Genomic DNA, 26,091 nt, shown 5'->3' on the forward strand with positions numbered 1-26,091 from the left:
GTATATTGGAAATAGAGGGGAACCGGAGAGAAACCAGCGGGGAGGGGGGCTGCGCCAGCGTAGATTGTTTAAAAGAGCAAGGAATTAGTTGCCCCCCGGGATTGTTAGCCGGGCCGGCTGGTTTGGAGATTGACCTTGTGGCGAGGGAGCTTGCTCCCGCTGGGTGGCGAAGCCGCCCCAAAAAAGCGATGAGCGCTACGCACTCAAGCGGGAGCAAGCTCCCTCGCCACAAGACCGTGCTGTTCTCGAAGCCCTTGTGCCTCCTGAACCACCGCCATCGCGAGCAGGCACAACATTCAGGTCTATCCCAGCCCCTTGTGGGAGCGAGCCTGCTCGCGAAGAGGGCAGCCAATCCAACACTCATTTAGCTGAACCACCGCCATCGCGAGCAAGCTCGCTCCCACAGGGAATCAAGGCGCCTTGTTCTCGACCAGGCAATTTCCGCCATCCACTACGATGACTTCGCCAGTGAGGTAGCTGGCCTCTGCAGACGCAAGGAAAGCCACCAATGCCGCCACCTCTTCGGGTCGTCCGGCCCGGCCCATCGGCGTGTAGCCGGCTGCCTTGGCTTCCTCGTCGGTGGTCGATCCTGTGGTGATCCAGCCGGGCGCGACGCTGTTTACAGTGATCCCTTGCTTGGCGACTTCCAGCGCCAGACTCATGCTCATGCCCACCATCGCCGCTTTCGCAGCGCTGTAAGCCGCTTCACCCGGGTTACTGCAACGGGTACCGGTCGTGGAGCTGATGTTGACGATGCGTCCGTAATGGCGCGCCCGCATGCCGGGCAGGACCGCCCGTGTAAGCAGAAACGCCGTGGTGAGGTTTCGCGCCAGTGTCAGGTTCCAGGTGTGCAGGTCCATGGTTGCCAAGTCGGAAAAAAACTCTGGACTGCCTTGCATGGCCATGCCCGCGTTGTTGACCAAGATATCGATCTGGCCCCAGAGGGACTCCGCCCACGCCATGAACTCATGAACCTGGCTTTCATCGGTAAGATCGAGGGCCCGGCCTTGGACTTCGAACCCTTCGGCACGTAGCTCTGCGACGCGTTCGAGAATGCGTGCACTGCTGGCGGTGATGATCAACCTGGCGCCGGCTGTGCCCAACCTGCGGGCGATTGCCATGCCGATTCCGATCTCACTGCCAACCCCGCTGACAAGGGCCACGGGGTTCTGTCCGGTTGGGTTTGGCATGGTGTCTCCAGAGGTTGTAAGTGATTGCCTGGTGTCTGAACCCTATCGTCGAGACTTACGGCACCGTTTGCTCCTGATAACCCTTGCGCAGTTTTTCCGCGATCAGCTTTTCAGCTTCCCGCAGTGCACGTTCGGGACTCTCCAGAGACTTGATCAGGGTCTGGCCCTTGGTCCCCATGCGACCGAAGTTGACCACCACATCCGTCGCCGTGACGCCGATGCGCCAGAACTTGTTGGAGTTGCCTTCCCCAAAGGTGAACTCACGCATTGAGGTTGCCGGTTCAGCGACAGGCTCCGCTGGCGGTTCGGTGTCGACGCCTTCCACTGCCGGCTCCGGTTCCAACAACACGGGCGCCTCTTCACCGCGAAGCAGGGCTTCGATCCGGTTCAGCACCTCGTCACGATCCCGCAGCCAGTCATGGCTGAGTACGTCGATGATCTTCCAGCCGAAACTGCGCAGCACGGTCGGCCGGAACACATAACGTTCGCGCACGTTCGCCGTCGCCGACGCGTCGCTATCGAGCAGGATACCGAGGCTGAAGTGTTCGCCGCTGGCATCGCTGATCGCCAGGTCGCAGCGGAATTGCGAACGCCCTACAGACTCCTGCACCTCGTGCCCGCGTTTGCGCAGGGCGCTGGCGAGGGCGGCGCGCAGGCTGTCCTTGGGCAGGGTGACGGCAAAGGACTGCTTGGCCCCCGGATTGAGGTTGGCCAGGATGCCCTGGGAGCGCGGCGCGTCACCGTTGGCGCTGGCCTGGGCAAATTGCAGGAAGGCACGAAGGGCCGCGGCACCGTCGTTGTGGGTGTTGGTGATGGCATCGGCCTCAATGCTGGAAATGATCGCCATGCGTTTGCGCGCGCGGCTGAAAATCACGTTGAGGCGTTTTTCCCCGCCGCGCTGATTGATCGGGCCGAAATTCATCAGCATTTTGCCGTTCGGCCCTGGCGCGTAGCAGATGCTCAGGATGATCACGTCTCGTTCGTCACCCTGGACGTTTTCCAGGTTCTTGACGAACAGGCCGTTGAATTGCCCGGCGTCTTCACGCACGTATTCGCGCTCAAGGCGTGTGGCGAAGGCCGGGTCACTGGCCGCAAGGTTCTCCAGCGCCTGTTCTATTTCCCCTTGCTGCGCTTCGGAAAACGCCACGATGCCCAGGCTCAGGCCTGTCTCGCGATGCAGCAATTCACGCACCAGGTTGGCGATGTAACGCGCCTCGGCCACGTTGCTGCGGCTGAGGTACACGCCATCGCGCATTTTGAGGAAGCTGATAGGGCTTTCGAGCAAGGTATCGGCGCCCTGGATGACCGCCTGTTCATCGGTGGAGCTCAGCGGCCCGTTGGCCGGGGCCGGGCGCTCGATCCGGCGGTCGGGGATCGTGATCAGTCGCCCTTCATAGAAGGCCGCGTTGGAAAAACTGATCAGCGCTTCGTGCCGACTGCGGTAGTGCCAGGCCAGCAGGGTGGCTGGCAGATTGCGTGCGGCCTGGCTCAGCAGGCTGTCGGCGTCGAGGTTGATCTCGATCTGTTCGCCGTCCTCCATGGCAATCAACTCATTGTCGTCCTGGTCGCCGCCACTGGAGAAGAAGTTGGTCGGTGGCAATTGCATCTCATCGCCCACCACAATCACCTGCTGGGCACGGCTCAGGGCGGGCACGGCTTCTTCGCTGGGGATTTGGCTGGCTTCGTCGAAGATCACCACGTCGAACAGATCCGGGGCCAGGGGCAGGGTGTCGGACACCGACAACGGGCTCATCAGCCAGATGGGCTTGAGGTCGTTGATCACCCGGCCACTGTCGCCGCTGGCCAGTTCGCGGATGGAGCGATAACGCATGGTCTTGCCCAACTCGTGCTCCAGCTCACGGCGGCCTTTGGCATAGGCTTTCTTGAACTCACGGGCCGCGGCATCCAGTTGGGTCACCGACATGGCCGACTGCTTCACATGTTCGAGGAAACGCTGCTGTAACGTGGCGCTGAGGACATGGGCATTGTGTTTGAGCAGGCTGTTTTCGGCCTGGCTGACCTGGTGGGTCGCCAGGCTCAAGGCCGCGCCGTCGAAGCGGGCCAGTTGCGGATTGGCGCGATACAGGCGGGTCAGGTTCTCCTGGGCAATCAAGGCATCAAGCGATCGCTGCACCAGGGCGTGCTGTTGCAAGGCCAGCAGACAGACCGGATCGGCCTGATGCAGCTCATTGAGCAAGGGCAGGCTATCGGGCAGTTCGTCGAGTTCTTCGCGCAGGTCGCGCAGATACTCGGCCAGCGTCCCCAGGCTCGGTGCCGGCTCGAACACGCAGTACTGACCGACGAGTTGGGCCAGCCGCGCCACTGGCTGACGCAGGTTGGCCTCCTGGCGCACAGCGGGCAAGGCTTCAGGGCTATTGCGCAGGCGTTCGATCCATTGACGCAACAGGGGCGAGGTGTTCAGTTGTTGCAGCAAGGCGTGCAGATTTTGCACAAAGACGTCGACGTCTTGCACACCATAGAGACCTTGCAGGCGCTGTTGCTCGACCTGTAGTTGGGCATTGACCACGTGTTCGCCGGCAAGGTTGTCGAGCACGCTGCGATAACTTGGACGTATGGCGTGTTGACTGAAGTCATAGCGCCGTTGCAGTTCGCCACGCAGTCGCCACCAGCCCGGTTGCAGCCAACGCAGCAGCGACCCTTCCAGGCGTTGCACCAGGGCTCGGGCCGCTTGGGTATCTTGCACGTCGAGCTTGTCGCGCCAGTGGCGGTTGGTCTCGCGGATGCTGTGTTGCTGCACGGTCAGCGCCTGCAAGGCGGCGTGTTCGGCGTGCAGTGTCAGGTAGCTCGGTGAGCCGGGTTCCAGCAGGTCGAGGTGGGAGGCGAGGTTGGAGCCGGTCATTTGCTCGGCCGCCAGGGTCAGGACCTGTGCATCAACCAGGCCCGTGTCACTGGACAACAGGCTCGACGATGACTCCAGCAGTGGCTCGACGCTGTCTATCAGCCCGCTGGCTTCATCCAGGAATGCCTTGAGCTGGCCATAGGCATGTTCGTGGGTGATGACGCTTGAGGCCAGGCGACTGAAAGGGTGGCGCGCAAAACTGTCGAGGCCGAAGCGCTCGGTCATGGCTTGGTACAGCCGCCCGGTCAATTCGTTTTGTGACTGCCAACGGCGCCATTCAGGCAAGCGCTCCAGGGCTTCGGGGGGCAGTTTTGCAGCAGCGCCGGGCAGTTCGATCAAGTGCCGCACCAGCTCGCGCACTGAACACGCCAGGGTTTGCGGAACCGCGGCCATGGCCTGCTCGAAGCGCTCGATCAGGTCCAACTGTTGAGTCATGGTAGCGAGAACGGCGCTGCGTCTTGCTTGCAGCTGTGATGACTGGGCATCGCCAGCGATCCAGCGCTCATAACATTCGCGCAGGTTGCCGACGAAGGCTTTCTTGTCGCTCTGGGAGTCGTGGATCAGGCAGCACAGCTCACCCAGTTCACTCTGTTGCAAGCGATGGAACACCACGTCCAGCGCCGCACGTTTTTCGCAAACAAACAGCACCCGCAGGCCGCGGCCGGCGTAATCGGCGATCAGGTTGGTGATGGTCTGGGACTTGCCGGTGCCCGGCGGCCCTTGAATGATAAAGTTGCGCCCGGTTCGCGCCAGACTGACGGCGGCGTTCTGCGTGGCATCGCCGGCGACGACGTTCCATTGCTCCGGCAGCGGTATCGGGTCTGGCGCCTGGACTTCGATCTCCCGGGGTTCGATGGAGAACATCCGGTCGAACGCCTCGTTCTGGGCCGGTTCCTCGATCAATTGCGCGTAGTCGCGTACCAGCGACATTTTGCGGTAGTTGAAATTCGCCAGGGTGACCTGGGTCAGGTCGATATCCCAGGCATAACGATGCCCTTGATCCTGGGGCAGGGCGTAGGTGCTGCTCTCGGTACTGCTCGCCACCATTTGCGGGTGCTGGGTGCGCACCGCAGGCTTGGCGCCAACGGCACTGCGCAGGGGCAGGTCGCTGGGCAGGACCTTTTCCCGGAACAACTGCAGACCCAGCGGGCGATAGTCCTCGCGGTCGTAGCTGAAGTCTGGTTTCACCGACGGCATGGCCGAGCGCTGGCGGGCGCGGCGCCGCTGGAAGTGATGCAGGTGCTGGACCGCTTTCTGATGGATCAGCTCGATTTGCGGTTTGCTTTGCAGACGCAGTTCAACGCCCGGCTCAGTCAGTTTGATCTGCCGGGCGATGTCGGCGTGAATGGTTTCCAGGGACGTCGTCTGCAGGTCCACGGTTTCCGGTAGCTGGATGTCGTAGAGCTGGCGCAGTTGGTGACGCAGCACTGGATTGAACTCGGCCTCGGTCTCATCGCACTTGAGCACAAACTGGTCGCGCACACCCTTTTTCCGGCTCAGCTCCACCGATAGCCACAGCAGCGGCGTGACGATGCGTTCATCCGGCGTGTCCTTGAGGTTATGCCAGCGCATGAACGCCACCACCAGGCGCAGGTTGCTGAAACCAAACTCGGCACGGTCGCGACGGGTTTCCTGAATGATGCGCTCCAGGGACGTCTGCAACCATGCCTGGTCTTCAAAGCGCAGCCATTGTTGCAAGCCCACGGGGTTGCCGCTCAGCACCTGCTCGGAAAAGCCGCCAAAGCTCGCTTGCCAGGTGCACAACGCTTCCGGGCGGATACTTTCGATGCGCATCACCAGCGGCACGCTCGCCACGGTGAGGTTGATGTTGGCCTGGGTGGGACGGAAGTACAGCAGGCGATTGCGCCGGGACAGGTCGAACAACCGATTGCGCAGGTGCTCCAGCACCACGGTACGTCGAGAGGCCGGGCCTTCGGCCTCGGCCAGCACCCGCTCAACGTCGAGGCTGGCCGGCTGCTCGCGCCAGGTTTCCAGGCGCCGCGCCAGTGAGCCGACGTCGGTGGCACGCTCGTGGCGATTGAGCTCGGTCATCTCATTGATGAGGTTCGCCAGCACCGGGTTGAGCCGGCCGTTGAGCTGGAACAGGTTGCGTCGATGCCGGGCAAAGGATTTGAGGTCGTCGAGATCGGCGAAATCCAGCCCGCAGGCCAGGCACGCCAGCAACTGGCCCAACTGGAAGATGTCGGTGATTTCGTCGTGATGACCCAGGCTGTGTTCCCAGCTGTGCAGCTCGGTGAGAAACACGGGATGGTCGATGCTCTGGTGCGGATCTTCCTGGACCTGCAAATCGGCAATCGCCACGCCGTCTTTCGAATCGCGGGTCAAGCGCACATTGCCGATGATGTTCAGCGCCGATTCCGGGTTGGGCTGCACCTGCTTGATGGCTTCCAGCGCCAGGCGCGGCGACAGGCCTTCAGGGTTGCGCAGTTGCAAGGTGCGCTCGGGTCCCAGGATGACGTCGAGGTAACCCAAGTGGGCCACACGGCCGAGTTCATGCAGTTGGGCCACTTGCCGCAGCAGCGGCAGCATCAGGAACAGCACATCATCGATCGGCACCGCAGCGCCGTCGTGGCTCAGGAGTAGTTGCTTGAACGTTACTGGCTGATTCATTGGGTCCATGTGTCGACCTCCGCCTTGAGCGCGCGAATGAGCGGGTCGAGCTCGCGTTTGGGAAGTTTGATATCGCGCTTGAGCACGTTGATAAAGTCGTCGGCGCTGCCCAGTTTCTTCGCGGTGCGAGCGGCATGCAGCAAGGCATCATCCCGCAGGTCGCGGTCCACCAGACACAGGTCGAGCATGATGAAATGCAGGTACTCGTGGATGCTCGCGTCAATGCGCTCGACGTCCAGGGTACTGAGGTCCAGTGGTGTTTCGGTGTCTTCCCAATCGGGAAAGAAACCGCGTACCTGGTTGCCGACAGCCTCTGACTGCAAGGCCGGCGCATTGATGAAACTGGCGATAAAACGGCGGGTGAGGGCGGTGAGCTCGACCTGGTCAGTCACATCCAGGCGGTTGAGCGACAACGGCCCACGCAGGCGGCGGTGCAGCCAGGCGTCAATGTCCGGGATCTGCTGCCACCAACTGTCCAGTGCCTGCGAGCGCAGGAAGGTCTCCGGGTGGGACACGCCCCGGGACAGTTGCGCGTCGTTACCGTCCAGCTCCTTGGCCTGTTGCAAGTAACTGGCAGCATTGACCGTGACAATACCGGTGTGCACCTTGACCAGTGTGGTGATTGCCGCCTCGGGCCCACTGGCCACCAATGCCGCACCTCGGTCCGCGTAGATTTCGGTGTGCAGGCTATACAAACGGGCGGTTTGTTCCAGGCTCGCCGGCGTATAGACATCGGCCAGGGTGTGGTTGAGGATGCGCTCGGCAGTCAGGTAGTCGCCGTCATGCTCGGACCACAGCCGGTAATGCGCCAGCTCATGTCCCAAGAGCGCGAGTAATTCCTGGGCGTCGAGACGCTCGAGGATCGGGCCGTAGAACACCACATGCACTTCACCGGCGAGGTAATAGAGACTGGCATTCATGCCGCCATCTCCGGCCTGGTACAGCGTGGCCGGCGCCTGGATGTGCAAGCGCTGGAGCGCGGTCTCACAGGCTTGATAAGCGTCGGGATGCGTGTCCGGTTGGAGTCGGTACGTATCGCGCAGCAGTTGCGCGCGCACCTCTTGCGCGTGTTCCTGCTGAACCCCCAGCGACGAGGCCCAACTCCAGACAGCCGGCTCGCTGGTCTTCAGGTAATTCACCACCTGCTGGTGGTATGGCAATGGCGTCAAGCTGCTGATATCCAGCGCGGGGTTACTCATCGTTCAACATCCTTGAGGATACGGCTCCATACGCTGTGCCTGGGCAGCAAGGGCTTGGGCTGGCATCCCGTTTTTCGGTCATCGGCTTTGAGGGCGAGCATACCTAGGGCGCGGAGAAGATACGAACGTTGTTTATAGAAGGGAGGGGCAATGGTCTGCGGGCGATAGTTCGAGGCCTGCTGCCACTGGTGGTTAACTGACGGCACAATTTATGAAGTTCTGCAGGAAAATCGAGTTGTCCCTGCGACGCCAGGCGAGTGTAAGCCGGGCGATGGGTGATACATCTTTTATCTCTTTGAAAACCACCCCTGCGGCATGCACTTGCTGCATCGAAGCCGGCACAAGCGAAACCCCCAGTTCTGCCGCTACCAAGTGCACGACAGAAGCAAGTTGTGGAGCGCTCTGTCCCAGAATCGGATTAAAGCCCGCATCGTGGCAAGCAGCGATAACGGTGTCGAAAAAGGTAGGTCCTACTTCTCTGGGATAGAGAATGAAAGGGTCCTGGCTGAGATCTTTCAGGTTCAATTTTTTCTGCTGTGCAGCCACATGATCTTTTGGCAGAACCGCGAGCAATGGTTCCTCCGAGAGAATTCGCATCGTCAAATGATCAGCTTCAGCTATTCCCGGGCGAATAAAAACCGCGTCCAGGTCACCTTCCGTAAGGCCTGCCATTAATCGAATGGTATTGCTTTCCTCCAGGGTCAAATCGACATCCGGGTATGCCCGTCGAAAATTACGAATTGCCGTAGCCACGACCGGATTGAAACTTGCGGAGGCAGTGAAACCTATGCGCAGCGCCCCTAACTCGCCCCGAGCGGCTCGTTGAGCCGCATGCGTTGCTCGTTCTACCTGAGCCGGTATGTTTCGAACCAGGTCATGAAACGCCTGCCCAGCCGCAGTCAACTCTGCGCCTTGCGGAATGCGGTGAAATAACCGGGTGCCCACCTCACGCTCCAGGTCGCGGATCTGCAAGCTCAATGGAGGTTGTCCGATGCCGATTCTCTGAGCCGCACGGGTGAAATTCTGCTCTTGAGCGACGGCTAGAAAGTAGCGGATGTGCCGTAATTCCATAGTTAATAGCCCCATAGGTATTTGTAAAACATATGAAGATCGACAGCTCCATACAATAGTCCATTGAGATTTGTCTAGCTATGGTGGTTCACGCGCCAGCAAGGATCACAGCACGCCTTGCGGCACCTTCCCCCCTGGAGTAGAAAATGTCCGAACGTATGCGCAGTGCTCTTTTCACGCCGGCAACACACCCTGAGCGTTTCGCCAAAGCCGAGGAGGTGGGCGCCGATCTTTTGATCATTGATCTGGAAGACGCGATAGCGCCTAAAGACAAAAATAGTGCTCGTGCTACTGCTTTCACCAAACTCAATGCTGCCAAGGAAACGCGGTTCCCTTGCATTATTCGTATCAACGGACTGGATACGTCTGCGGGGCTTTGTGACGTGCTTGAATTGTTGGCAAGTCCGGTTCAGCCTGAATTTCTGCTGCTTCCAAAAACCGAATCCGCTGCGCATTTGCAGATAGTGGACCGTCTGCTCAGCGAAAAGGGACTGAGCACCAAGTTGATTGGCTTGATCGAAAGTGCGGTCGGACTCAAGGCGGTATCCGACATCGCTCATGCAACGCCCCGACTCGCCGCACTCATGTTCGGGGCTGCGGATCTGGCGGCGGACTTAGGCTGTGGCCCCTTTGCAGCGAATCTTACCTTCGCACGTGTATCGCTTGTGAGCGCGTGCGCGACAGCGGCTATCGCTGCTATCGACTCTCCTTTTTTCGATATTCGCGACTTGGCCGGGCTTGAGCGGGCTGCGCTCCAGGCTGCCGACATGGGGTTTGCTGGTAAAGCGGCGATCCACCCGAGTCAGATTGCCGCCATCAATCAGGCGTTCACACCGACCGCCGATGAGATCGTCGCAGCGCGGGCCATTCTGATCGAAAACCGTCGGGGCGTCGGGCAAGTGAACGGGGTCATGGTCGATGAGGCCGTCGCTCGCCAAGCCCGCCGAGTGCTGGCCCGCGCCGGCCAATCCACTGAGATGTAGCTCTCATGCGCTATCGATCATTTCCAGGCTGACAAAGAATTTCTATCAGGTTGTCTCGCAACGCGTTCTTTTCTCGCGGGTTGCGTTGTACGCACACTCGTAAATCACGCTTGGCCCATCCCTCTACCAGATCGATAACCTGAAGGCGATCCAGGTCTGCTGGCTCTAACGCTGAACGTGGGGCGATGCCGATACCCGCTCCCGATGAGACCAGGCGAGCAATCGCCCGAAATCCGGAGACCTGGACACGCACATCTAATCGCCCGCCAAGGGCACTGGCATGATTCATCAAAAAAGTATGCAGTGCCGCGCCCGATTGAAGGCTGATAAATGGGAGCCCCAGGCATTCGGAAAAACTAACCGAATGCAGATTGGTGAATTGCCCGTTTAGCGGTGCTAACAAGACTAACTGGTCCTCTCTGTAGGGTAGAAATTCCAGATCCGGATGGACGGACTCCAGGGCGACGACTCCGATGTCGGCACGGCCTGAGGAGACGGCTGAAATAATGTCATGGCTCAATCGCTCCTCAAGCGTGATACGGACATTGGGGTACTTGGAGAAAAAGCGCGCCAGGTCATCCGGTAAATATGAGCTGATGGCATTGTTGTTGGCAAAAAAAGTCACGTGGCCGATCAAGCCATTGGCGAACGGTTGCAAGTCAGTAGTCATTTGCTCCAACTGAGCCATGCAGCGTCTTGCATGTTCGACCAGCACATGACCCGCCGGGGTCAAACCCACCCCCCTGGCCTGGCGCAGCAGCAAGGGTGTACCAAGGCTGGCTTCAAGCCCTTTTATGCGCAAACTGACTGAGGAGGGTGCGAGATTACAACGCTCGGCGCCGCGCGACAGATTGCCTTCCTCCGCAACGGCCAAGAAGACCTTCAGGTCGGTCAAGTCGTACAACATTGCGTTAGTCTCCGGCAAAATCATGATGACTTAGTCTAATTCAACCGCCTTAAATTCGTCTTGTGTTTGTATTTAACTAACACTGTCTTCGTAAAAGCTCGCTGCTCCCTTGGCCGTTCCTTGCACATACTGCTCAGGCAAACTGTCAATGGGAGAAACTGATGTCCACCACAAAGCCTCTGCAAGGCATTACCGTCGTTTCCATCGAACAGGCGTTGGCGGCGCCTTTGTGTACCTGTCGTTTGGCGGAGATGGGGGCGCGAGTGATCAAGGTTGAACGTGCAGAAGGAGATTTTGCGCGCGGCTATGACGATGCCGCCAAAGGTCACTCTTCGTACTTCCTGTGGACCAATCGAGGCAAGGAATCGCTGGTACTGGATTTCAAGAATGCCGACGACGCGATGCTATTGAAACGGATCATCGCCAGCGCTGATGTATTCGTGCAAAACCTGGCTCCCGGAGCCCTTGCTCGCGCAGGTTTTGACAGCTCTGAACTGCGCGCACTGAATCCACAATTGATCACCTGCGATATCAGTGGCTATGGTACTGAGGGGCCCGCCAGTGGCTTGAAGGCGTATGACCTGTTGGTGCAATGCGAAAGCGGTCTGGCCGCCATCAGCGGCTCACCTGATGGATATGGCCGCATCGGCGTGTCGATATGTGATATCGGGGCAGGCTTGAATGCTGCGATTGGCGTGCTTTCGGCGTTGCAGTTACGAGAACGAACCGGGCAGGGCTCCGGGATTTCCGTTTCGTTGTTCGATGGTGCTGCGGATTGGATGACTATTCCCTACCTGCACGAGATTTATGGCAATGGAGCTCCAACACGCCAGGGGCTGCGTCACCCTTCAATTGCTCCATACGGTGCTTATACCACTGGCGATCAGCGAGACATCGTGATCAGTATTCAGAACGAACGCGAATGGCAGCAGTTCTCTAACCTGCTCCTTGAAGGCACTGGCGCATCTACTGATCCTCGTTTTGCATCCAACACAGAACGTGTCCGTAACCGAGACGCGCTGGATGCGCTCATCAGTGCGTCCTTCGCCACTCTGAGCGCCGAACAGGCGATCCACAAACTGGGGCAGGCCAATACCGCGTTTGGTCAGGTGCGCTCCGTCGCCGAGATGGCAGAACATCCAGGCCTTCGTAAATGGCCGATGGCAGTCGAGACCGGTGAAGTCGAGATGATTGCTCCTCCGGTACGCACTCCTTGGGACGAACAACGATTCGAAAAAGCTCCGCTCCTGGGCGAACACAGTGATCGCTTGCGCGAAGAATTCCAGGCGACAGCAACACAGAACAAACAAGAGGAGGTCCCTGCATGAGCGCTATTGATCTTCAACAACTTCGGCAATGGATCGGCAAGACCCATGTCGACCACGATGTCCTGTCTTCACGCCATGCGCGTTTGATGGCTGCAACGCTGGGCATCCCACAGAGCGATTTGGTTTCGGGTTATCCATTGCCGCCATTATGGCACTGGCTGTATTTTCTTGATGGGCTGCCGCCTGAAGAGTTGGGGCGTGACGGTCACCCCGCGCGAGGTGGCTTCTTGCCTCCCGTGCCGTTGCCCAATCGTATGTGGGCCGGTGGACAGCTTGAATTCAAGAAAGCGTTGCCTCTGGATAGCAGCGTCGAGAAACGCTCAAGCATCGTTTCGATCGAGCACAAGCAAGGTCGTAGTGGCGAGCTGGTGTTCGTCACTGTACTGCATGAGATTTTGCATGCCGGTGAAGTTGCCATTTCCGAGCACCACGACATCGTCTACAAGGAGGCAACGCCAGTCGACTCGAACAAACCATTCGCCGCGATGCCGCACGCCACTCACTCCTATGAAGTGCTGCCGACCTCGACCACTTTGTTTCGCTATTCAGCACTGACTTTCAATGGCCATCGTATTCACTATGACGTTGACTACTGTCGAGATATTGAAGGTTACGCGAGTCAGGTGATACATGGTCCACTGAACGCGACTCTGCTGGCAGGCTATGCCGAATGTATCGCGGAAAAACCCGTAAAACTCTTTAATTATCGAGGCGTTCGTCCTGCCTTGCTGGGAGTGACGCTAACAATAAATGCTGTCTATGAAGGTGATGACCTGCTGTTATGGGTCAGCTTGCCTGATGGCGCAGTTTCGATGCAGGCGCGCGCCAGTTTTTGAGCCTGCATTGCAATGCGAAATGCACGATGAAGGCACATCAAGGCGTTTGCCATTTCGCTTAAAACAGCCTTTCCCCTAATAATTTTATTAATTGATTAGATGATCAAACTGACAGTCTGCGCGATTGGCGTTTGTCTTTGCGCGGACTGTTGTTGGGCCGATGATTTAACGCATAAGCGCGTCAACAGATTGTTCCTGCTCGTGGAGATTGAAATGATAATAATAAGTAATGCCCATAACAGCACTGTCAAGCGTCCTCCTATCACAAGTAAAGCACGGGTTCGAGCGATACTTGGGGCCTGCTCGGGCAATTTGGTTGAGTGGTATGATTTTTTCATCTATGCCTACACTTCCATCTATTTTGCCTCGCTGTTTTTTCCGGCAGGAGATCAAAACAGTCAACTGTTAGCGACAGCAGGAATTTTTGCTGTCGGTTTTTTTATGCGTCCCCTCGGTGGTTGGATATTTGGCTACATTGCCGATACGCGTGGTCGAAAAATATCAATGATCATTTCGATTTTCATGATGTGCGGTGGGTCTTTGATGATCGCGATCATGCCCACTTATGAGACGATTGGTGTCGCGGCCCCCATCCTGTTGGTTGTAGCCAGGCTGATGCAGGGGCTTTCAGTGGGCGCTGAGTACGGAACAGGTGCCACTTATATCAGTGAAATGTCGACTGCCGGACGCCGATCATTTTTCGGTTCATTTCAATATTCCACCATTATTGCAGGTCAGCTACTTGCGCTGCTGACGGTTGCTGGTCTTCAGCACGCATTGCTTCCGGAAGATTTGAAAGCCTGGGGTTGGAGAATTCCATTTTTCATCGGAGCAATTAGCGCGATTGTGGTCGTGTTTCTACGTCGGTCCATGACCGAAACGGCTTCAGTAAAAGAAATGAAGAGCAAGGAGGCAGGATCTGTTCGTGCTTTGTTAAAGCATAAGCGGGCCGTGATTTTAACGGTGGCTATCACCATGGGATGTTCGCTGTACTACTATACGTTCACATCGTATATGCAGAAATACCTGGTGCTGTCGGTGGGGATGGATGCGGGGACGGTAAGTTTCATCATGACGTCTGCCTTAGTGTGCTTCATGATTTGTCAGCCATTTTTCGGCATGCTGGCAGACCGTATTGGCGTGAAAAAAAGCATGATGATATTTGGTGGTTTGGCAACAGTATTGGTTGTGCCGATTTTGACCACGTTAAAGACTGTGTCGAGCCCTTATGCGGCCTTTGCGCTTATTATGCCAGGGCTTCTTATCGCTGCCTTTTACACACCCGTAACTGGCGTACTTAAAGCGGATCTTTATCCGGCCTCTGTCAGGGCGCTGGGTGTTGGTCTGCCTTATGCGATCGGCAACGCATTGTGTGGCGGCACCGCGGAGTACGTTGCATTGATGCTTAAGGCAATGGGCATTGAAAGCTACTTTTTCTATTATGTTGCGGCGTTGGCATGTGTGACGTTTATTGCTTCGGTATTAATGCCTGATTTGCGTAAGCACGGGTATCTGGATGGCACCGGGACTGTCGAGGACAATTTCGCGAGGTCGCCTGGGTTAATGCTGTTCAGCAGGGCGCAGTAGCAGGTCTTCAACTGGTTGATGATCTGTTGCTGCTCATCCGTCAGGTTGAGGGGGCGGCGAGACACCCTGCAAGAGCAGCTCTCGCGGGGTGTTTTGTTCTCTGGAGGGCAGCGGACTGCCCGATATATCGCCTGCTCATCGCCCGAACAACAAGCGCTTTTGCCGCCAGGCCGGTGCGCTCGTGGGGAAAAGCACTTCGGCTGGCCGATAGCGGGCGATGCCGCAGGCGGCGGCGATGCGCTGGCGCTGCTGGCCGTGGATAAGGGCTTGCTGAAAGCTGTGTTCGCTATGGGCCGATCCCAGCATATAACGAGTACCTGCCGGGAAGTGTCTGCTATTGGCTTGCCACCATCTTTCGATTGCCTGCGGGTCGGGCCAGGGCAGGTTTTCATCGGGGTCCATCGCGACATTGGGATCTTCAGGGTCATCGTTCGGGCCCGCATCGAAATCCGGCAGGGCCTGCAGTTCCAGGTCGAGTAACGCCAGGTCCGCGCCGGTGATCAGGCTGAAGGCTTCACCGGCGACGCGGGCATAGGGCAGGTCGCTCATCTGCTCGATCAACCAGGGCACGCAGACCGGATCGCCCAATAGTCCAAGGGCCTGGATGCCGATGCGTCGATCCCTGGGATCCTGTACCCATTGGCGTATCCAGGCGATGCTGGGCTCGCGTTCCTGCCAGGCCAGTAATACACAGAGCGCGCGGTATTGCAATTCGCCCGGTCGTTCGGCAAATGTGCGCAGAGGCTCCAAGGCTTGCTGATCACCCATTTGGGCGGTGGCCCAATTGGCCCAGAAGCGCGTGGCGGCGTCTTCATGCTGGCGGTGGGCACGAATCGCCGGCAGCAGGTCACGCCGGCGCAGCTCGCCCGCCGTGCGCGCGGCACGTGCCTGCACGCTTGGGTCGACGTCGGAAAGTACGGCCAGCAGGGCGGGGCCTGGGTCGTGGCGATGCATGCCGCAGGCGGCGAGGCCGAGGCGGCGGAACAGGGGCTCGGGGGAGGCGAGCATGCGCTCGATCCAGGGCGCGACCCGTTCCCAGTCGAGCCACCCCAAGGCCATCAGGTAGCCGCGTTCGGTTTCCAAGGCGCTGCGCAAATGCTCGCTGAGTCGCGACAGCACTTTCGCATCGGCCGTCTCGAAGGCCAGTACCACACTGGCGAACATCTCGCCGACCGCGTGTGGGCCGAGCTGGGCCAGTAGCGTTTCCAGGCCGCCAGGGGCTGAGATTCGCAAGCCGTCGAGGTGACCTTCGAGGCGGTTATCGAGTTTGTCGAGGTGTGCGATGTCATAGTGCGGGGCGCGCAGGGCATAGTCGCGCAGGATGGCGAGGAAGCTGGCTTCTTCGGCGTGTTGGGCCAAAACAATGGAAGTTACTGGCATGTTGAATGTTTCGCCTCCAGCGGTTCTTCTACAGGAGCCTTCGAATGACTGGCCAGACGTTGGGCTCCCAATTGCTACGTGCCCTTGGCACGCATCACTTCATGATCGTTTGCCATTGATCATCGCGGATCAACCCAATCGTCCTGTCCGCAAAGGACCACACCCCTTCGTTGCTGCTTCGAAGCACTGTGAATTGGAGGTCTGCTTCCTCTATATCCAAGGCAACCAGCGCCTGTCCGGCGACTTTGTCCACACCGGCCAAATGCGCTGCATAGATTTCATCGTGATAGGCCGCGACTCCCCAGTAGCTTCGACTCGTGTCAATCGGTTGGATAATGGACCATTGATCTGCAACGCCGATCAGTACAGTCCCGTTCTTGCCAACGATGGCATAGTGACCGTTGTCCAGCCGGCAGAGACTGGTAAGACTTGCGTTTGTGGGTAGATCAAGGACCGACCAGTTCGTACCGTCGAAATGCGCAGCGTAACCATCGGAAGTTACAGCGACAAAGTCGTTGCGACTGCTTCCGGCGATATCCTCGATTGTCACTTCCTGATGGCCAACGCTTAACTTCGGCAGCGTTTCGAACGTGTCGCCAAACAAGCGATAGACCTGGCCGACCGATCCTGCGCAGATCACATCGTCACCCAGGATACGAATTCTGCGCAGTGGCCCGATATCACCGACGGCAGCGTTTGCGTAGGCCTTTCGCGACGCTTTGAGCTCTTCTTTTGTTGTAGGCGATTTCCAGTCGAAACGCACGACTGAGCCATTCTCCCCCAGGACGTAAGCAGAGCCGTCAATAGCGGCATCAACCGAGAGAATAGCTTCTGCAGACAATCCGAACTCAAGCCAGACATCCTGCTTTCTAACGCCGATCCTGTTCTTTGGGTTGTCATAATCGCCGCCAACAGTACAGGTCGCGATGATGATGCCCGCGACCGGACTAACGCCCTCTTGAATAAAGGCCCCTTCAATAAACTCCGCATCTGATATTCCGTTCATCTTCACTCGATCCCCGTGTTTGTTAATCGTCCAAGACTATGGCGGCTGGCGGTTGTTTCGCTCTGGGCAGCGGATCGTTGGGTTTCACCGTCAATTCCATCTTCTGGTGACCATCCTCCAACTGCTTTTGCAGGCACTCCTTGTTACATCCTTTGGCTCCGGGTGGAACATTGACTTTGCCAACCGCCGACTTCGCGCCTACCTCGCAACCGACGGCCAGGGTATAGGCCTTGCCTCGGTTGGCGGGATTAGCGAGCCAAGCATTTCTTTCGACGGTGTAATTGCATCCTACCTGCCCATGCTCGGTACGTAATGAATGGCTATGGCCTTGCACACAGAGACAGGGGGCCTTGTCCGACTCATAGTTCGTCGTTGCGTCGGTGGAGCCTCGGTTGACATGGGCGACGAATTCCTTGGATGGAAGCAGGTGGTGGCCTGTCATCTGTTTGCCATCCGCGCCGTTGCAACAATGGTTCGGGGTTTTCGGCATAACTAGGCATTTACGGCTGCTGCAACACTTGTCGCTTTTGTCCTCGGCACCCGAGCATTGCGTCTTGATATCGCTTGCCATGGGTTGGCAAGGGTGACCAGCGGTATCCATCGCAATTGCATCTTGATAAGGCCAAGGGCCGGTGTTGCTTGTCGATCCGTGGTTATGGGTGGTCAGGTCCATATTTCGCACGACGTTTTCAGCTTCAAACTTCACATTCATCGACCAGGCTGTGAAATAGACCTTCCCTTTGATCTTGCCGGTGATTATCCCCTTTTTTGGCGCATTTCCAGCTTCATCGCCATAACTGGTCTTGAAATAGCTCTTATCCTTGAGCATGGCCTCCTTACCACTGATTTTCACCGTTCGCGTACCCCTGGTGGTGTCCTTGGCCAAGCCGGTATTGGGGTAGGGAATCGGCACCCCCAGCGGGGTGGGCGGGGCTTGGGGCGGGGTGAAGCAGACGTCCGGAAAACAGGCGATCGACTTGCCGTCGGCCGCCTTGCAGGAAACCTCCATATTGTTGGCGTAGACCTCATTCGCCATTACGCAGCCCTCACAGTCTGGTAACTGAGCAGTGCAACGGCGCGTTCGCCGGCATCGTTGCCCAGGTGGCAGAAGATATTCGGACCTTCGCCGTAGCCCTTGCGACTGGCGGCCAACGCCACGGCCAGCATGGCCGGGCCAATGGCAGCGCCGACTTCGCCGATGCAGTCGGCCGGATGCCAGAGATGGAAGAACTCCTTGCGCACGCGCAGGGTCCGGCTCAGGGCCAGGGAGGCCTCCTTGAAGTAATACTGTTCGCCGGAAATGTCGGTGAGCCGATAGTCCATTTGCTCCAATCCGCAGCCGGCTTCCCTAAGCGCCGCCCGTACAGCTTGGGTCAGACCTTCGGCGCGCAGGGGAATGTCTTCGACCTCCACGGTGGCCTTCTCCACGCCGAAGCCCAGACCGATGCAGGCCAATTGCGGCTCTTGGTTGGCTACGGGGGCGGCCAGGACCACGGCCGCAGCGCCTTCGCCGGGGATAAAACCGTTGGAATTCTGGCCGGTGAGCAGGCGTTCGCGTGCTTCGAAAGCGGCCAGCGTCGGTCCGTTCAAGAAGGAGTCGACGCCAGCGATCAGTACGTGGCGATGGCCGCCCTGGTAGATCAACGTACGCGCATTCAGCAGCGCCACGGCAGCGCTGACCCGGCCACGGGCGATGATGTTGGAATCCGGATGAAAGCGCAGGCCCAGTTCAGCTTCGATGGCCTGCAACAGTGTTCGATCCAGGCCATCCAGGCGGCCGGGACGTTCGGCTTCGGCCACGCCCAGCAGCAACGGGGTCTTTTGTGCGTCGACCCCGGGAGTGCTGTGTAACGCCTCAGCGATGGCGCGGGCGGCCATCTTGATCAGCTTGGTGCGGCCGCGCCAGGGCTGTTCCAAAGGCACGCTGGCGGCGATCAGCCATTCGCCACCCCGGTCAATGAAGCGGGTTTCCTGGAAGTTGTCGATGGCGCAGCGGATTGCCGCGCAGCTCGCGGGTGCACTGAGGCCGACAGCGCTGAGCATGCCGGAGCCGATGATGCAAAGGGCGGTCATCAGTCCGTCTCCTCGGGAGCGCGCCTGGCTTTTACCAGAGAGGAGAGCGACGGGTAGTAATCCTTGCCCAATTCACGGGCGCGCCACCAGCCCGTGGACATCGTGCCGACCAGCACCTGGGCGATCTCGAACATATTGCGTCGTAGCGGACGGGAGACGCGCCAGGTCAGTTGCACCTGGCGCGCATCTGTGTCGATCAGCAGGGTGTCGATCACCGCCTGCACGGTCTCATGGCCGCCTTTTTTCAGAAAGAAGGTCACCGGCACCTCCATTTCAGGGATGCGAAAACCCGCGCGCTCCTGGGGCGTGAGGTTGAGCAGCAGCACGTCCTCGCCGCCACGCAGGTAAGCAATCTGCTGATCGTCTGGGGCCGCCTGGAAGTAGCGAGGGTCGAAATCCTGCGGCAGAAACGGAAAGCTGTCGGCCAACCAGGCGTCGTCGTACGTACCGGCAAAGCGGGCGCGTTGCGGCCAGCTACGGCCCAGGGGGCCGAGAGCCATGGGGCGGAAGTCGCCGGAAGGGCTGTCGATCGGCTTGCCCAGTTCCTCCGTATTCGGCATTGGCTTGTAAGCGACTTCAGCACTGTCGATGCTGCCTGGGAACCAACCGCAACCGCTTGGGTTGTCCGGGTAGCAATGACGCATCTCCGGGTTCTTGGCCATGGGATGGGAACCTCCGTAGGCCTGGGCATAGGAGATGTCCTGCTCGGTAAACGGCTGCGGTAAACCGGGTGAAACGCCCAATAGCCCCGGTTGCCATTGCCGCGGGCCGAGGACGGAAAAGGCCTTGCTCATCTGACCGATGCGAATGCCTGCGGCCAACTGCGCCACGGGCCGCCCGCCCGGGGCGTAGGCCTTGCCGCGTACCAGCACATCGCAGAATGGCTTGACCGGGGCGAAGTCCATTTCCTGCAGTGGAGCGCTGAGGCCAGGCTCGCCGTAGAAAGTATCGGCCATCAGCAGTGGTTGCTGGGTGTCGGCAAGAGTTGCCGCACGGCCGTCCAGCGGCAAATTGAAAGTGCCTTTGGCCACGATCACCAGGGATTCACGGCCATCGGGGTCCAGGCCTTGGGTGTAGGCAGCAAGCAGTTTGCTGGCGTTGAGCAGCTCCATGGGTCGACTACCTGCCTAGTTGATCTGCACCGAACCGCCCTTGATACGGTTCACGCCGGATGACCGGTTCGAGAGGTAGGTCCCTCGAATCAGCACCTTGCCCTCGCGCGTGAGGGTGATGCTCGCCTTGCCGCAGCGCAGGACGATTTCCCGCTCTGCCGTAAACTCCAGGCGTTCGCCGTCCAGGTGGGCGACGGCTGGCGTCGTGGTTTGCGGCAGGCGCTGGATGCGGCCGATCACCAGCGGTCGGCTCAAGTCGCCGGCCTCGAACATCAGCGCGACCTGGGCACCGATGTCTTCACGGGAGAGTGGCGTGGTGGTGCGCGCGGCGAGGCCGGTTTCGCCAGGGCAGCCGGGGAAGGCCACCACCGGGGCATCTGCACTGGGCACATCCAGCAGCACCCCGATCACGACCCCATCCACGCGGGCGGGGGTGGCGGTAGAGGCAGCGGGTAAATGATATTTAACGGTCATGGCGCCCACTCCGTGGCTAGTTCTGCAGGATTTTCTGGCCTTTGACGACGACGTTCTTGTTCGCCTTGATGTTGATGGCGCCGGAGCCGTCGATGGTGATGTTCTTGCCGCTGATCACAATGGTGCCGTCCTTCTTCAGGGTGATGCTGGCCGCGCCCGTGGTCAGGCTGATGGAGTCGCCAGCGGTGAGGGCGAAGTGCTTGCCCACGTCCAGGCTGTCGTTCTGTTTGATGTTGGTGCTGCGGTTCTGGGTGACGTCGCGGGACTCGTTCTGGCCGATCTGGGTACTCTGGTTGCCGTTGATCTCGATCCCTTCGTTGCCCTGGACCGTTTCGTTACGGTTGCCGCTGATGCCGATGGTCTCGTTGCCGCCCACGTCCTCGGTGCGGTTGCTGACGATGGTAATCGTCTCGTTGGCACCGACCTTTTCCGTGCGGTCCGCGCCGATGGTAATCGTCTCGTTGCTGCCCACGTTCTCGGTGCGATTGGCGCCGATGGTGATCTTTTCGTCGCTGCCGACGTCCTCGGTGCGATTCACGCCAATGGAGATGGTTTCGTTATTGCCGACCTTTTCCTTGCGGTCTACACCGATGGTGATGGTTTCGTTGTTATCGACGGTTTCAGTGCGGTCGTGTTTGACGTGCACCGTTTCGTCGTTGTCGATGGTCTTGCGGCGGTCATGGCCGACCCAGTGGGTCTCGTCGTTCTCGACTTCGATGTCCTGGTTCTTCTCGGCGTGGATAAACAGCTGTTCGGCGCCTTTTTTGTCCTCCATGCGGATTTCATTGAAGTTGGCCGGTGAGCCGCCCTTGCTTGAACGGCTTTTGGTCCCGCTCTGGGTGGCATTGGCGGGGAGCGCGTAGGGCACGGTCTGTTCGGCGTTGTAGACGCGGCCGGTGATGATCGGTCGATCCGGATCGCCTTCGAGGAAGCTGACGATGACTTCCTGGCCGATCCGCGGGAGTTGCACCGAGCCCCAGTTCTTGCCGGCCCAGGCCTGGGACACGCGAATCCAGCAGGAGCTGTTTTCATTGGACTGGTCATGGCGGTCCCAATGAAAGTGCACTTTGACCCGGCCATATTGATCGGTCCAGATCTCCTCGCCACTGGGCCCCACCACCACGGCGGTCTGCGGCCCACGGACGATGGGCATCGGCGTGAGGGGCAGAGGGCGGAAGGCCTGGTTGGCATCCATGCAGTCCAGCTCGCTGACGAACTGTTCGCCGACATCCGACTGCCCGCTTTCGTAGGCGTCCTGACGAATCTGATAACGGGCGACCACCACCAGGTACTCGCGGTTCTGATCCGCGCGGTCGTAACCTGTCAGCGTGAACAGATGACCGCAACCGATCCCACGGGCGCGGCCACGCAATTGCACGCGCTCGAACTGGCTGTGAATGGCTTCGATGCGGGTCCGCGCGTAGTGATCGCCATCGTTGCTCTGGACGTATTCACCGGGGTAGTCATAGAGCGGGTAGTCAGCGTTGGTGTGGTTGCGCGGCACGCTGGAACGCACTTCAAGGCTGGCGCGTGGGCGCAGGAAGTCATAGTCGTTCAGCGCCAGCGAGCCGGGCTGTACTTCCCGCGCCAGTTGCCAGTCGTAGAAATGATCGCGCTCGCGCATTTGCCGATCGGGCGGATAGAAGGGCACCGAGGCATAGTCCGCCGCCGTGGAGTGAGCGCCATAGGCATCGGCGAGTACCAGCACGTGACGGCCCTTTTCATGGCGAAAGTAGTAATAGATGCCTTCCTGCTCCATCAGCCGACTGACGAAGTCGAAGCTGGTTTCGCGGTACTGCACGCAATACTCCCACTCGCGGTAGCTGCCGCTCAGGCTGTCTTCGAAATCGGAAAAACCGAGGTCGCGGAACACCTGCTTGATGATGTCCGGCACCGTCTTGTTCTGGAAAATCCGGCAATCGGAGGTGCGCGTCAGCAGCCAGAACCAAGGGCGAAGACTGACGCGGTAGCCGGCGAACTGGCCGTGGCCGGTCAACTGCCGGCAACTGCAGACGATGCCGTGAAAATACCGTTTGCCGCCGTCGTACAGCTCCAGGGTCAAGCCCATCGGCTTGCCCAGTAATTGGTCGAAGGTGATCGCCCGGTCTTCGGAGGTCAGGTCCAATTCGTAGTGGAACAACCGCCCCAACTCTTCGTTGCCATCCATGCCTTGCAGCAACAGGACATCGCCGCCGAGCGGACTGTCGACCTGCACCAGACGGCTGTTTTGCGTAATTGCCATGAACGACTTCCTTTGGCTCTTGTTTGGGTGTCAGTGGGCCGTTGCAAGGAAGGTGGCGCCGTAAGGGTCGTCGCCAGGGGAAATGCCAGGGGAAATTGAATCCAATGATTGCTGTACATCCACCACAGGGGTGATCTCCTTATCGGTCTTGCGGTTTTCAATCAATGTGAACGTACGAGCGGATCCGTATCCTGCGGATGAACGTTTGTCCGGCGCCGTTTGATGGCGCCTCCGAGCCGTTGGCTAACGTTCCGGCGTCAGTCAGATTGGCAGATCTTGAGGTCAAGATAGGTGACTGAAAGGTCGTTTGCTTAGTTTCGTTAGCTATATTATTAATTCTAAATTCGAATAAAGAACGATGAACATGGCGAGCCGCAGCTACACGAGATGACTCAAATGAAAAATGGAGAGGCCAAGCATGACTACGTCGATCAAAACTGATGAGGATCTGACATCCCATACCCAGCAATTGCCGAACACCCAGCAACATTCAGTGCACTGCTGTATACGAGAAGTTCTTCCTCGGCTTGTAGCGCGAGAGGTAGTGCGGAAAAGCTTCAAGCGTGAGGCGTTGGTTTCGTGGAACGCCTACAAAGAAACGGGCGAGCATTTAACGGGTGCTGAGATTAGAAGTTGGCTGAAAACATGGGGAACTGAGGAAGCGTCGGATCTTCCTCCATTTCACGATTGATTGTTATCACTTGTGTCCGGGTCAAGGGGAGTGCGGGTTATTGATAAGGCAGACGATTATTCCTGGAGCTTGCTCCGTCAACTCTGGCACGCCCTCCCTGAGAGTGGTTAACAGTCTCTGAATGACTTTCTGACAAAAATGTCAGGAAGCCGTCAGCCTCCAGACACCTTCACTGCCTAGACTCACTGGGTTGCCTTGCTTCCTTAGAGGAGTCACCTGATGCGCCTGCTCATTGTCGAGGATGAAGAAAAAACCTCCTCCTACGTCCATCGTGGCTTGACCGAGCTCGGCTACATCGTCGACGTTGCCACCAATGGCATCGATGGCCTGCATTACGCGCTGGAATGGGATTACGACGTGGTGATCCTGGATGTGATGCTGCCGGGCAAGGACGGCTACGACGTGCTGCAAGGGCTGCGCCTGCATAAGAAAACCCCGGTTATCATGTTGTCCGCCAGGGGAACGGTGGATGATCGCATTCGAGGGCTGCGCGAGGGCGCCGATGATTACCTGGGCAAACCTTTTTCTTTTGCCGAACTGGTCGCGCGCGTCCAGGCCTTGATCCGTCGTCGTGCCGGTGACACGGCCGACCTGACGCATTTGCGCATCGACGACCTGGAGGTCGACCTGCAAGCACGCAAGGTGACCCGGGGTGGGCTGCGGCTGGACCTGACGGCCAAGGAGTTCTGTCTGTTGAGCCTGTTGGCGCGGCATCAGGGCGAGATTCTGTCCAAGCTGATGATTGCCGAGCAGGTCTGGGACATGAATTTCGACAGTGATGCCAACGTGGTGGAGGTCGCGATCAAGCGCGTGCGCGCCAAGGTGGACGCGCCGTATCCGCGCAAGCTGCTGCATACCGTCCGCGGCATGGGGTATGTACTGGAAAGCCGGGAAGAACCTGGCAGGCAAAGTGGTGCGTTGTGATGAAGATTTCCATCGCCAAGCGGCTGGCCCTGATGTTCGCCCTCGCTGTCCTGCTGATCATGTCGATCAGCGCGACGCTGCTGCGTTCGTCCTTGAAGCAATCGCTCGATGAACAGATGCAGAACGAACTGGTCCTGCGCCATTCGGTGCTGGACCCGGTGCTGGCGAAATACGATTCGCCGACGTTCTGGGTCGGCTTGCGCCAGAAGCTCGACGGCCTGACGCCCGCGGATGAACGGGTCCGTTATTGGATTCTGGTGGATAACCCGGCCTTCAGCTATGGCGGGCCGATGCCGGACGGCCAGGATTGGTCCAAGCGCGCCGATGGACTCTTCAGCCTTCAATTGCCTGGGCGAGAGCGTGAGTGCCCCATGATGGTTTTGCTCAAGACCATTCCCGCCATGGGCAATCGCCCGGAACTGCGCTTCATCGTGGGATTGGACTCGACGCCGTTCAGGAAGACCCTGAACCATTTCACCAAGATACTGATCCTGACTTCGGCGTTGGGCATCGGCCTGGTTGCGCTGCTCGGTTACTGGATCGCGCGTTTCGGCCTCGGGCCGGTGCGGCGCTTGAGCCGTCAGGCCAATAGCCTGCCGCCGGGGGATTCGAAGCAGCGGCTGGACACTGAGGCGTTGCCCGCGGAATTGCAGGAATTGGCGGTGTCGTTCAACGGCGCCCTGGCGCGCCAGGAAACGGCGTGGTGTCAGCTCGAAGGGTTCAACGCCAATGTCGCCCACGAGTTGCGCACCCCCTTGACCAACCTGATCGGCCAGACCCAGGTGGCCTTGGCCCACGGTCGGGATGTGAGCGAGCTCCAGGACCTGCTGCAGTCGAACCTCGAAGAGCTGGAACGGATGGGCGGCATCGTCAACGACATGCTGTTCCTCGCCGGGGCGGAAAGCGGGCAGCGGGCCACCGAACTCAGTGATGTCTCGTTGTATGAAGAGGCGTCGAAGACGGTGGAGTACCTGGAACCGGTGCTGCAAGACAAACAACTGAGCGTGAAGATCCAAGGCGACATGCGCGTGTGCATCGACCGACGCCTTTTTCACCGTTCCCTGGCCAATCTGATACAGAACGCGGCGCGCTACGCGGTACCGACCAGCATCATCACCGTGAGCCTGGTCAGCCACGGCATGCAGGTCGAGGTGAGCGTTTCCAATGCCGGGGAGCCCATCGACACGGTGCACCTGGAGCGTTTGTTCGAGCGTTTCTATCGCGCCGACGCCGCCCGGGCGCGAAGTGATGCGCACCATGGCCTGGGCCTGTCCATCGTGCGAGCGGTGGCGTCCATGCACGGCGGGCGAGTGTTCGCCCACAGCGAAAATGGCTTCAATACCTTCGGCTTTTCCTTGATGAACCAGGCGGCGCCTTAGTCGTCGCCCCCCGCGAGTAAAAGCCCGCTCGCGTTTGCAATACTGTTCACTTAAGAAAAATGATGGACCTGTGGCGAGGGAGCTTGCTCCCGCTCGGCTGCGAAGCAGTCGTAAACCGGCGGGGGGGGGGGGGGTGGTATGCCGCCAATTGGAGGGGTTTGGGGGGCGTTCCGGGCCCCCGCGGGGGAAGGCCCCCCCCCCCGGGGTTTTGCCGTGTC

General features: G+C 59.0%; 19 protein-coding genes. 7 read left to right on the forward strand and 12 right to left on the reverse strand.

What is annotated here, in order from left to right; genetic code table 11:
- Positions 1–410 precede the first annotated feature (410 nt).
- The 4 genes from J3361_RS28100 to J3361_RS28115 all read right to left on the reverse strand — a co-directional run bounded on the left by J3361_RS28100 (position 411) and on the right by J3361_RS28115 (position 8,951).
- Positions 411–1,190 (reverse strand): SDR family NAD(P)-dependent oxidoreductase, encoded by a 780-nt coding sequence (locus J3361_RS28100; RefSeq protein WP_207967275.1) that lies wholly within the window; start codon positions 1,188–1,190, stop codon positions 411–413.
- A gap of 55 nt (positions 1,191–1,245) precedes the next feature.
- Entirely contained in the window at positions 1,246–6,690 is a 5,445-nt protein-coding gene (locus J3361_RS28105) for an AAA domain-containing protein (RefSeq protein ID WP_207967276.1), read from the reverse strand.
- Positions 6,678–7,880 carry a M48 family metalloprotease gene (locus tag J3361_RS28110; RefSeq protein WP_207967277.1) on the reverse strand — a complete coding sequence of 401 codons (1,203 nt, stop codon included), beginning with the start codon at positions 7,878–7,880 and terminating at the stop codon, positions 6,678–6,680. Before J3361_RS28110 ends, J3361_RS28105 begins: the two co-directional genes overlap by 13 nt.
- A 192-nt stretch (positions 7,881–8,072) precedes the next feature.
- On the reverse strand, positions 8,073–8,951 hold the full coding sequence (locus J3361_RS28115) for a LysR family transcriptional regulator (protein ID WP_207967278.1): 879 nt from the start codon (positions 8,949–8,951) through the stop codon (positions 8,073–8,075).
- 146 nt (positions 8,952–9,097) lie between these two features.
- On the opposite strand from J3361_RS28115, the gene ripC reads away from it, so the two are divergent.
- On the forward strand, positions 9,098–9,934 hold the full coding sequence (gene ripC, locus J3361_RS28120; RefSeq protein WP_207967279.1) for an itaconate degradation C-C-lyase RipC: 837 nt from the start codon (positions 9,098–9,100) through the stop codon (positions 9,932–9,934).
- Positions 9,935–9,944: 10 nt separating this feature from the next.
- Here the strand turns inward: ripC and J3361_RS28125 are convergent, their stop codons facing one another.
- Positions 9,945–10,841, reverse strand: a complete 897-nt coding sequence (locus J3361_RS28125; protein ID WP_207967280.1) for a LysR family transcriptional regulator — start codon at positions 10,839–10,841, stop codon at positions 9,945–9,947.
- Between the two features lie 161 nt (positions 10,842–11,002).
- On the opposite strand from J3361_RS28125, the gene J3361_RS28130 reads away from it, so the two are divergent.
- The 3 genes from J3361_RS28130 (at position 11,003) to J3361_RS28140 (ending at position 14,592) form a co-directional block, all read left to right on the forward strand.
- Positions 11,003–12,169 (forward strand): CaiB/BaiF CoA-transferase family protein, encoded by a 1,167-nt coding sequence (locus J3361_RS28130; RefSeq protein WP_207967281.1) that lies wholly within the window; start codon positions 11,003–11,005, stop codon positions 12,167–12,169.
- Positions 12,166–13,005: a MaoC family dehydratase N-terminal domain-containing protein gene (locus J3361_RS28135; RefSeq protein WP_207967282.1), complete on the forward strand. Its 840-nt coding sequence runs from the start codon at positions 12,166–12,168 to the stop codon at positions 13,003–13,005. Before J3361_RS28130 ends, J3361_RS28135 begins: the two co-directional genes overlap by 4 nt.
- A 213-nt stretch (positions 13,006–13,218) precedes the next feature.
- Positions 13,219–14,592 carry an MFS family transporter gene (locus J3361_RS28140; protein ID WP_207967292.1) on the forward strand — a complete coding sequence of 458 codons (1,374 nt, stop codon included), beginning with the start codon at positions 13,219–13,221 and terminating at the stop codon, positions 14,590–14,592.
- A 135-nt stretch (positions 14,593–14,727) separates the two neighbouring features.
- Here the strand turns inward: J3361_RS28140 and J3361_RS28145 are convergent, their stop codons facing one another.
- From J3361_RS28145 to tssI, 7 genes are all read right to left on the reverse strand, one after another.
- Positions 14,728–15,972 (reverse strand): TIGR02270 family protein, encoded by a 1,245-nt coding sequence (locus J3361_RS28145; RefSeq protein ID WP_207967283.1) that lies wholly within the window; start codon positions 15,970–15,972, stop codon positions 14,728–14,730.
- Positions 15,973–16,066: 94 nt separating this feature from the next.
- Complete coding sequence (locus tag J3361_RS28150; RefSeq protein ID WP_207967284.1) at positions 16,067–16,978, reverse strand: hypothetical protein; 912 nt, start codon at positions 16,976–16,978, stop codon at positions 16,067–16,069.
- Positions 16,979–17,000: 22 nt separating this feature from the next.
- The gene (locus tag J3361_RS28155; protein ID WP_207967285.1) at positions 17,001–18,014 is read right to left on the reverse strand and encodes a PAAR-like domain-containing protein; all 1,014 of its coding nucleotides are present in this window, start codon (positions 18,012–18,014) and stop codon (positions 17,001–17,003) included.
- The gene (locus J3361_RS28160) at positions 18,014–19,054 is read right to left on the reverse strand and encodes a hypothetical protein (RefSeq protein WP_207967293.1); all 1,041 of its coding nucleotides are present in this window, start codon (positions 19,052–19,054) and stop codon (positions 18,014–18,016) included. Before J3361_RS28160 ends, J3361_RS28155 begins: the two co-directional genes overlap by 1 nt.
- Positions 19,051–20,163, reverse strand: coding sequence for a DUF2169 domain-containing protein (locus tag J3361_RS28165; RefSeq protein ID WP_207967286.1), 1,113 nt, complete (start codon positions 20,161–20,163; stop codon positions 19,051–19,053). Before J3361_RS28165 ends, J3361_RS28160 begins: the two co-directional genes overlap by 4 nt.
- A gap of 15 nt (positions 20,164–20,178) precedes the next feature.
- On the reverse strand, positions 20,179–20,637 hold the full coding sequence (locus J3361_RS28170) for a DUF6484 domain-containing protein (protein ID WP_207967287.1): 459 nt from the start codon (positions 20,635–20,637) through the stop codon (positions 20,179–20,181).
- 16 nt (positions 20,638–20,653) lie between these two features.
- Positions 20,654–22,879 carry a type VI secretion system tip protein TssI/VgrG gene (tssI, locus tag J3361_RS28175; protein WP_207967288.1) on the reverse strand — a complete coding sequence of 742 codons (2,226 nt, stop codon included), beginning with the start codon at positions 22,877–22,879 and terminating at the stop codon, positions 20,654–20,656.
- Positions 22,880–23,297: 418 nt separating this feature from the next.
- Between tssI and J3361_RS28180 the strand changes: the two genes are divergently transcribed.
- The 3 genes from J3361_RS28180 (at position 23,298) to J3361_RS28190 (ending at position 25,873) form a co-directional block, all read left to right on the forward strand.
- Complete coding sequence (locus J3361_RS28180; protein ID WP_207967289.1) at positions 23,298–23,570, forward strand: CopG family transcriptional regulator; 273 nt, start codon at positions 23,298–23,300, stop codon at positions 23,568–23,570.
- A 219-nt stretch (positions 23,571–23,789) separates the two neighbouring features.
- Complete coding sequence (locus tag J3361_RS28185) at positions 23,790–24,494, forward strand: heavy metal response regulator transcription factor (RefSeq protein WP_207967290.1); 705 nt, start codon at positions 23,790–23,792, stop codon at positions 24,492–24,494.
- The gene (locus J3361_RS28190) at positions 24,494–25,873 is read left to right on the forward strand and encodes a heavy metal sensor histidine kinase (RefSeq protein ID WP_207967291.1); all 1,380 of its coding nucleotides are present in this window, start codon (positions 24,494–24,496) and stop codon (positions 25,871–25,873) included. Before J3361_RS28185 ends, J3361_RS28190 begins: the two co-directional genes overlap by 1 nt.
- The last annotated feature ends 218 nt before the right edge of the window (positions 25,874–26,091 follow it).

This window comes from Pseudomonas sp. OA65 (genome assembly GCF_017498305.1).
GTDB classification, from domain to species: domain Bacteria; phylum Pseudomonadota; class Gammaproteobacteria; order Pseudomonadales; family Pseudomonadaceae; genus Aquipseudomonas; species Aquipseudomonas zanjanensis.

Coding starts and splice junctions, on each gene's coding strand:
- J3361_RS28100 (WP_207967275.1), bottom strand. CDS start 1,190: ATGCCAAACCCAACCGGACAGAACCCCGTGGCCCTTGTCAGCGGGGTT.
- J3361_RS28105 (WP_207967276.1), bottom strand. CDS start 6,690: ATGGACCCAATGAATCAGCCAGTAACGTTCAAGCAACTACTCCTGAGC.
- J3361_RS28110 (WP_207967277.1), bottom strand. CDS start 7,880: ATGAGTAACCCCGCGCTGGATATCAGCAGCTTGACGCCATTGCCATAC.
- J3361_RS28115 (WP_207967278.1), bottom strand. CDS start 8,951: ATGGAATTACGGCACATCCGCTACTTTCTAGCCGTCGCTCAAGAGCAG.
- ripC (WP_207967279.1), top strand. CDS start 9,098: ATGTCCGAACGTATGCGCAGTGCTCTTTTCACGCCGGCAACACACCCT.
- J3361_RS28125 (WP_207967280.1), bottom strand. CDS start 10,841: ATGTTGTACGACTTGACCGACCTGAAGGTCTTCTTGGCCGTTGCGGAG.
- J3361_RS28130 (WP_207967281.1), top strand. CDS start 11,003: ATGTCCACCACAAAGCCTCTGCAAGGCATTACCGTCGTTTCCATCGAA.
- J3361_RS28135 (WP_207967282.1), top strand. CDS start 12,166: ATGAGCGCTATTGATCTTCAACAACTTCGGCAATGGATCGGCAAGACC.
- J3361_RS28140 (WP_207967292.1), top strand. CDS start 13,219: ATGATAATAATAAGTAATGCCCATAACAGCACTGTCAAGCGTCCTCCT.
- J3361_RS28145 (WP_207967283.1), bottom strand. CDS start 15,972: ATGCCAGTAACTTCCATTGTTTTGGCCCAACACGCCGAAGAAGCCAGC.
- J3361_RS28150 (WP_207967284.1), bottom strand. CDS start 16,978: ATGAACGGAATATCAGATGCGGAGTTTATTGAAGGGGCCTTTATTCAA.
- J3361_RS28155 (WP_207967285.1), bottom strand. CDS start 18,014: ATGGCGAATGAGGTCTACGCCAACAATATGGAGGTTTCCTGCAAGGCG.
- J3361_RS28165 (WP_207967286.1), bottom strand. CDS start 20,163: ATGGAGCTGCTCAACGCCAGCAAACTGCTTGCTGCCTACACCCAAGGC.
- J3361_RS28170 (WP_207967287.1), bottom strand. CDS start 20,637: ATGACCGTTAAATATCATTTACCCGCTGCCTCTACCGCCACCCCCGCC.
- tssI (WP_207967288.1), bottom strand. CDS start 22,879: ATGGCAATTACGCAAAACAGCCGTCTGGTGCAGGTCGACAGTCCGCTC.
- J3361_RS28180 (WP_207967289.1), top strand. CDS start 23,298: ATGACTACGTCGATCAAAACTGATGAGGATCTGACATCCCATACCCAG.
- J3361_RS28185 (WP_207967290.1), top strand. CDS start 23,790: ATGCGCCTGCTCATTGTCGAGGATGAAGAAAAAACCTCCTCCTACGTC.
- J3361_RS28190 (WP_207967291.1), top strand. CDS start 24,494: ATGAAGATTTCCATCGCCAAGCGGCTGGCCCTGATGTTCGCCCTCGCT.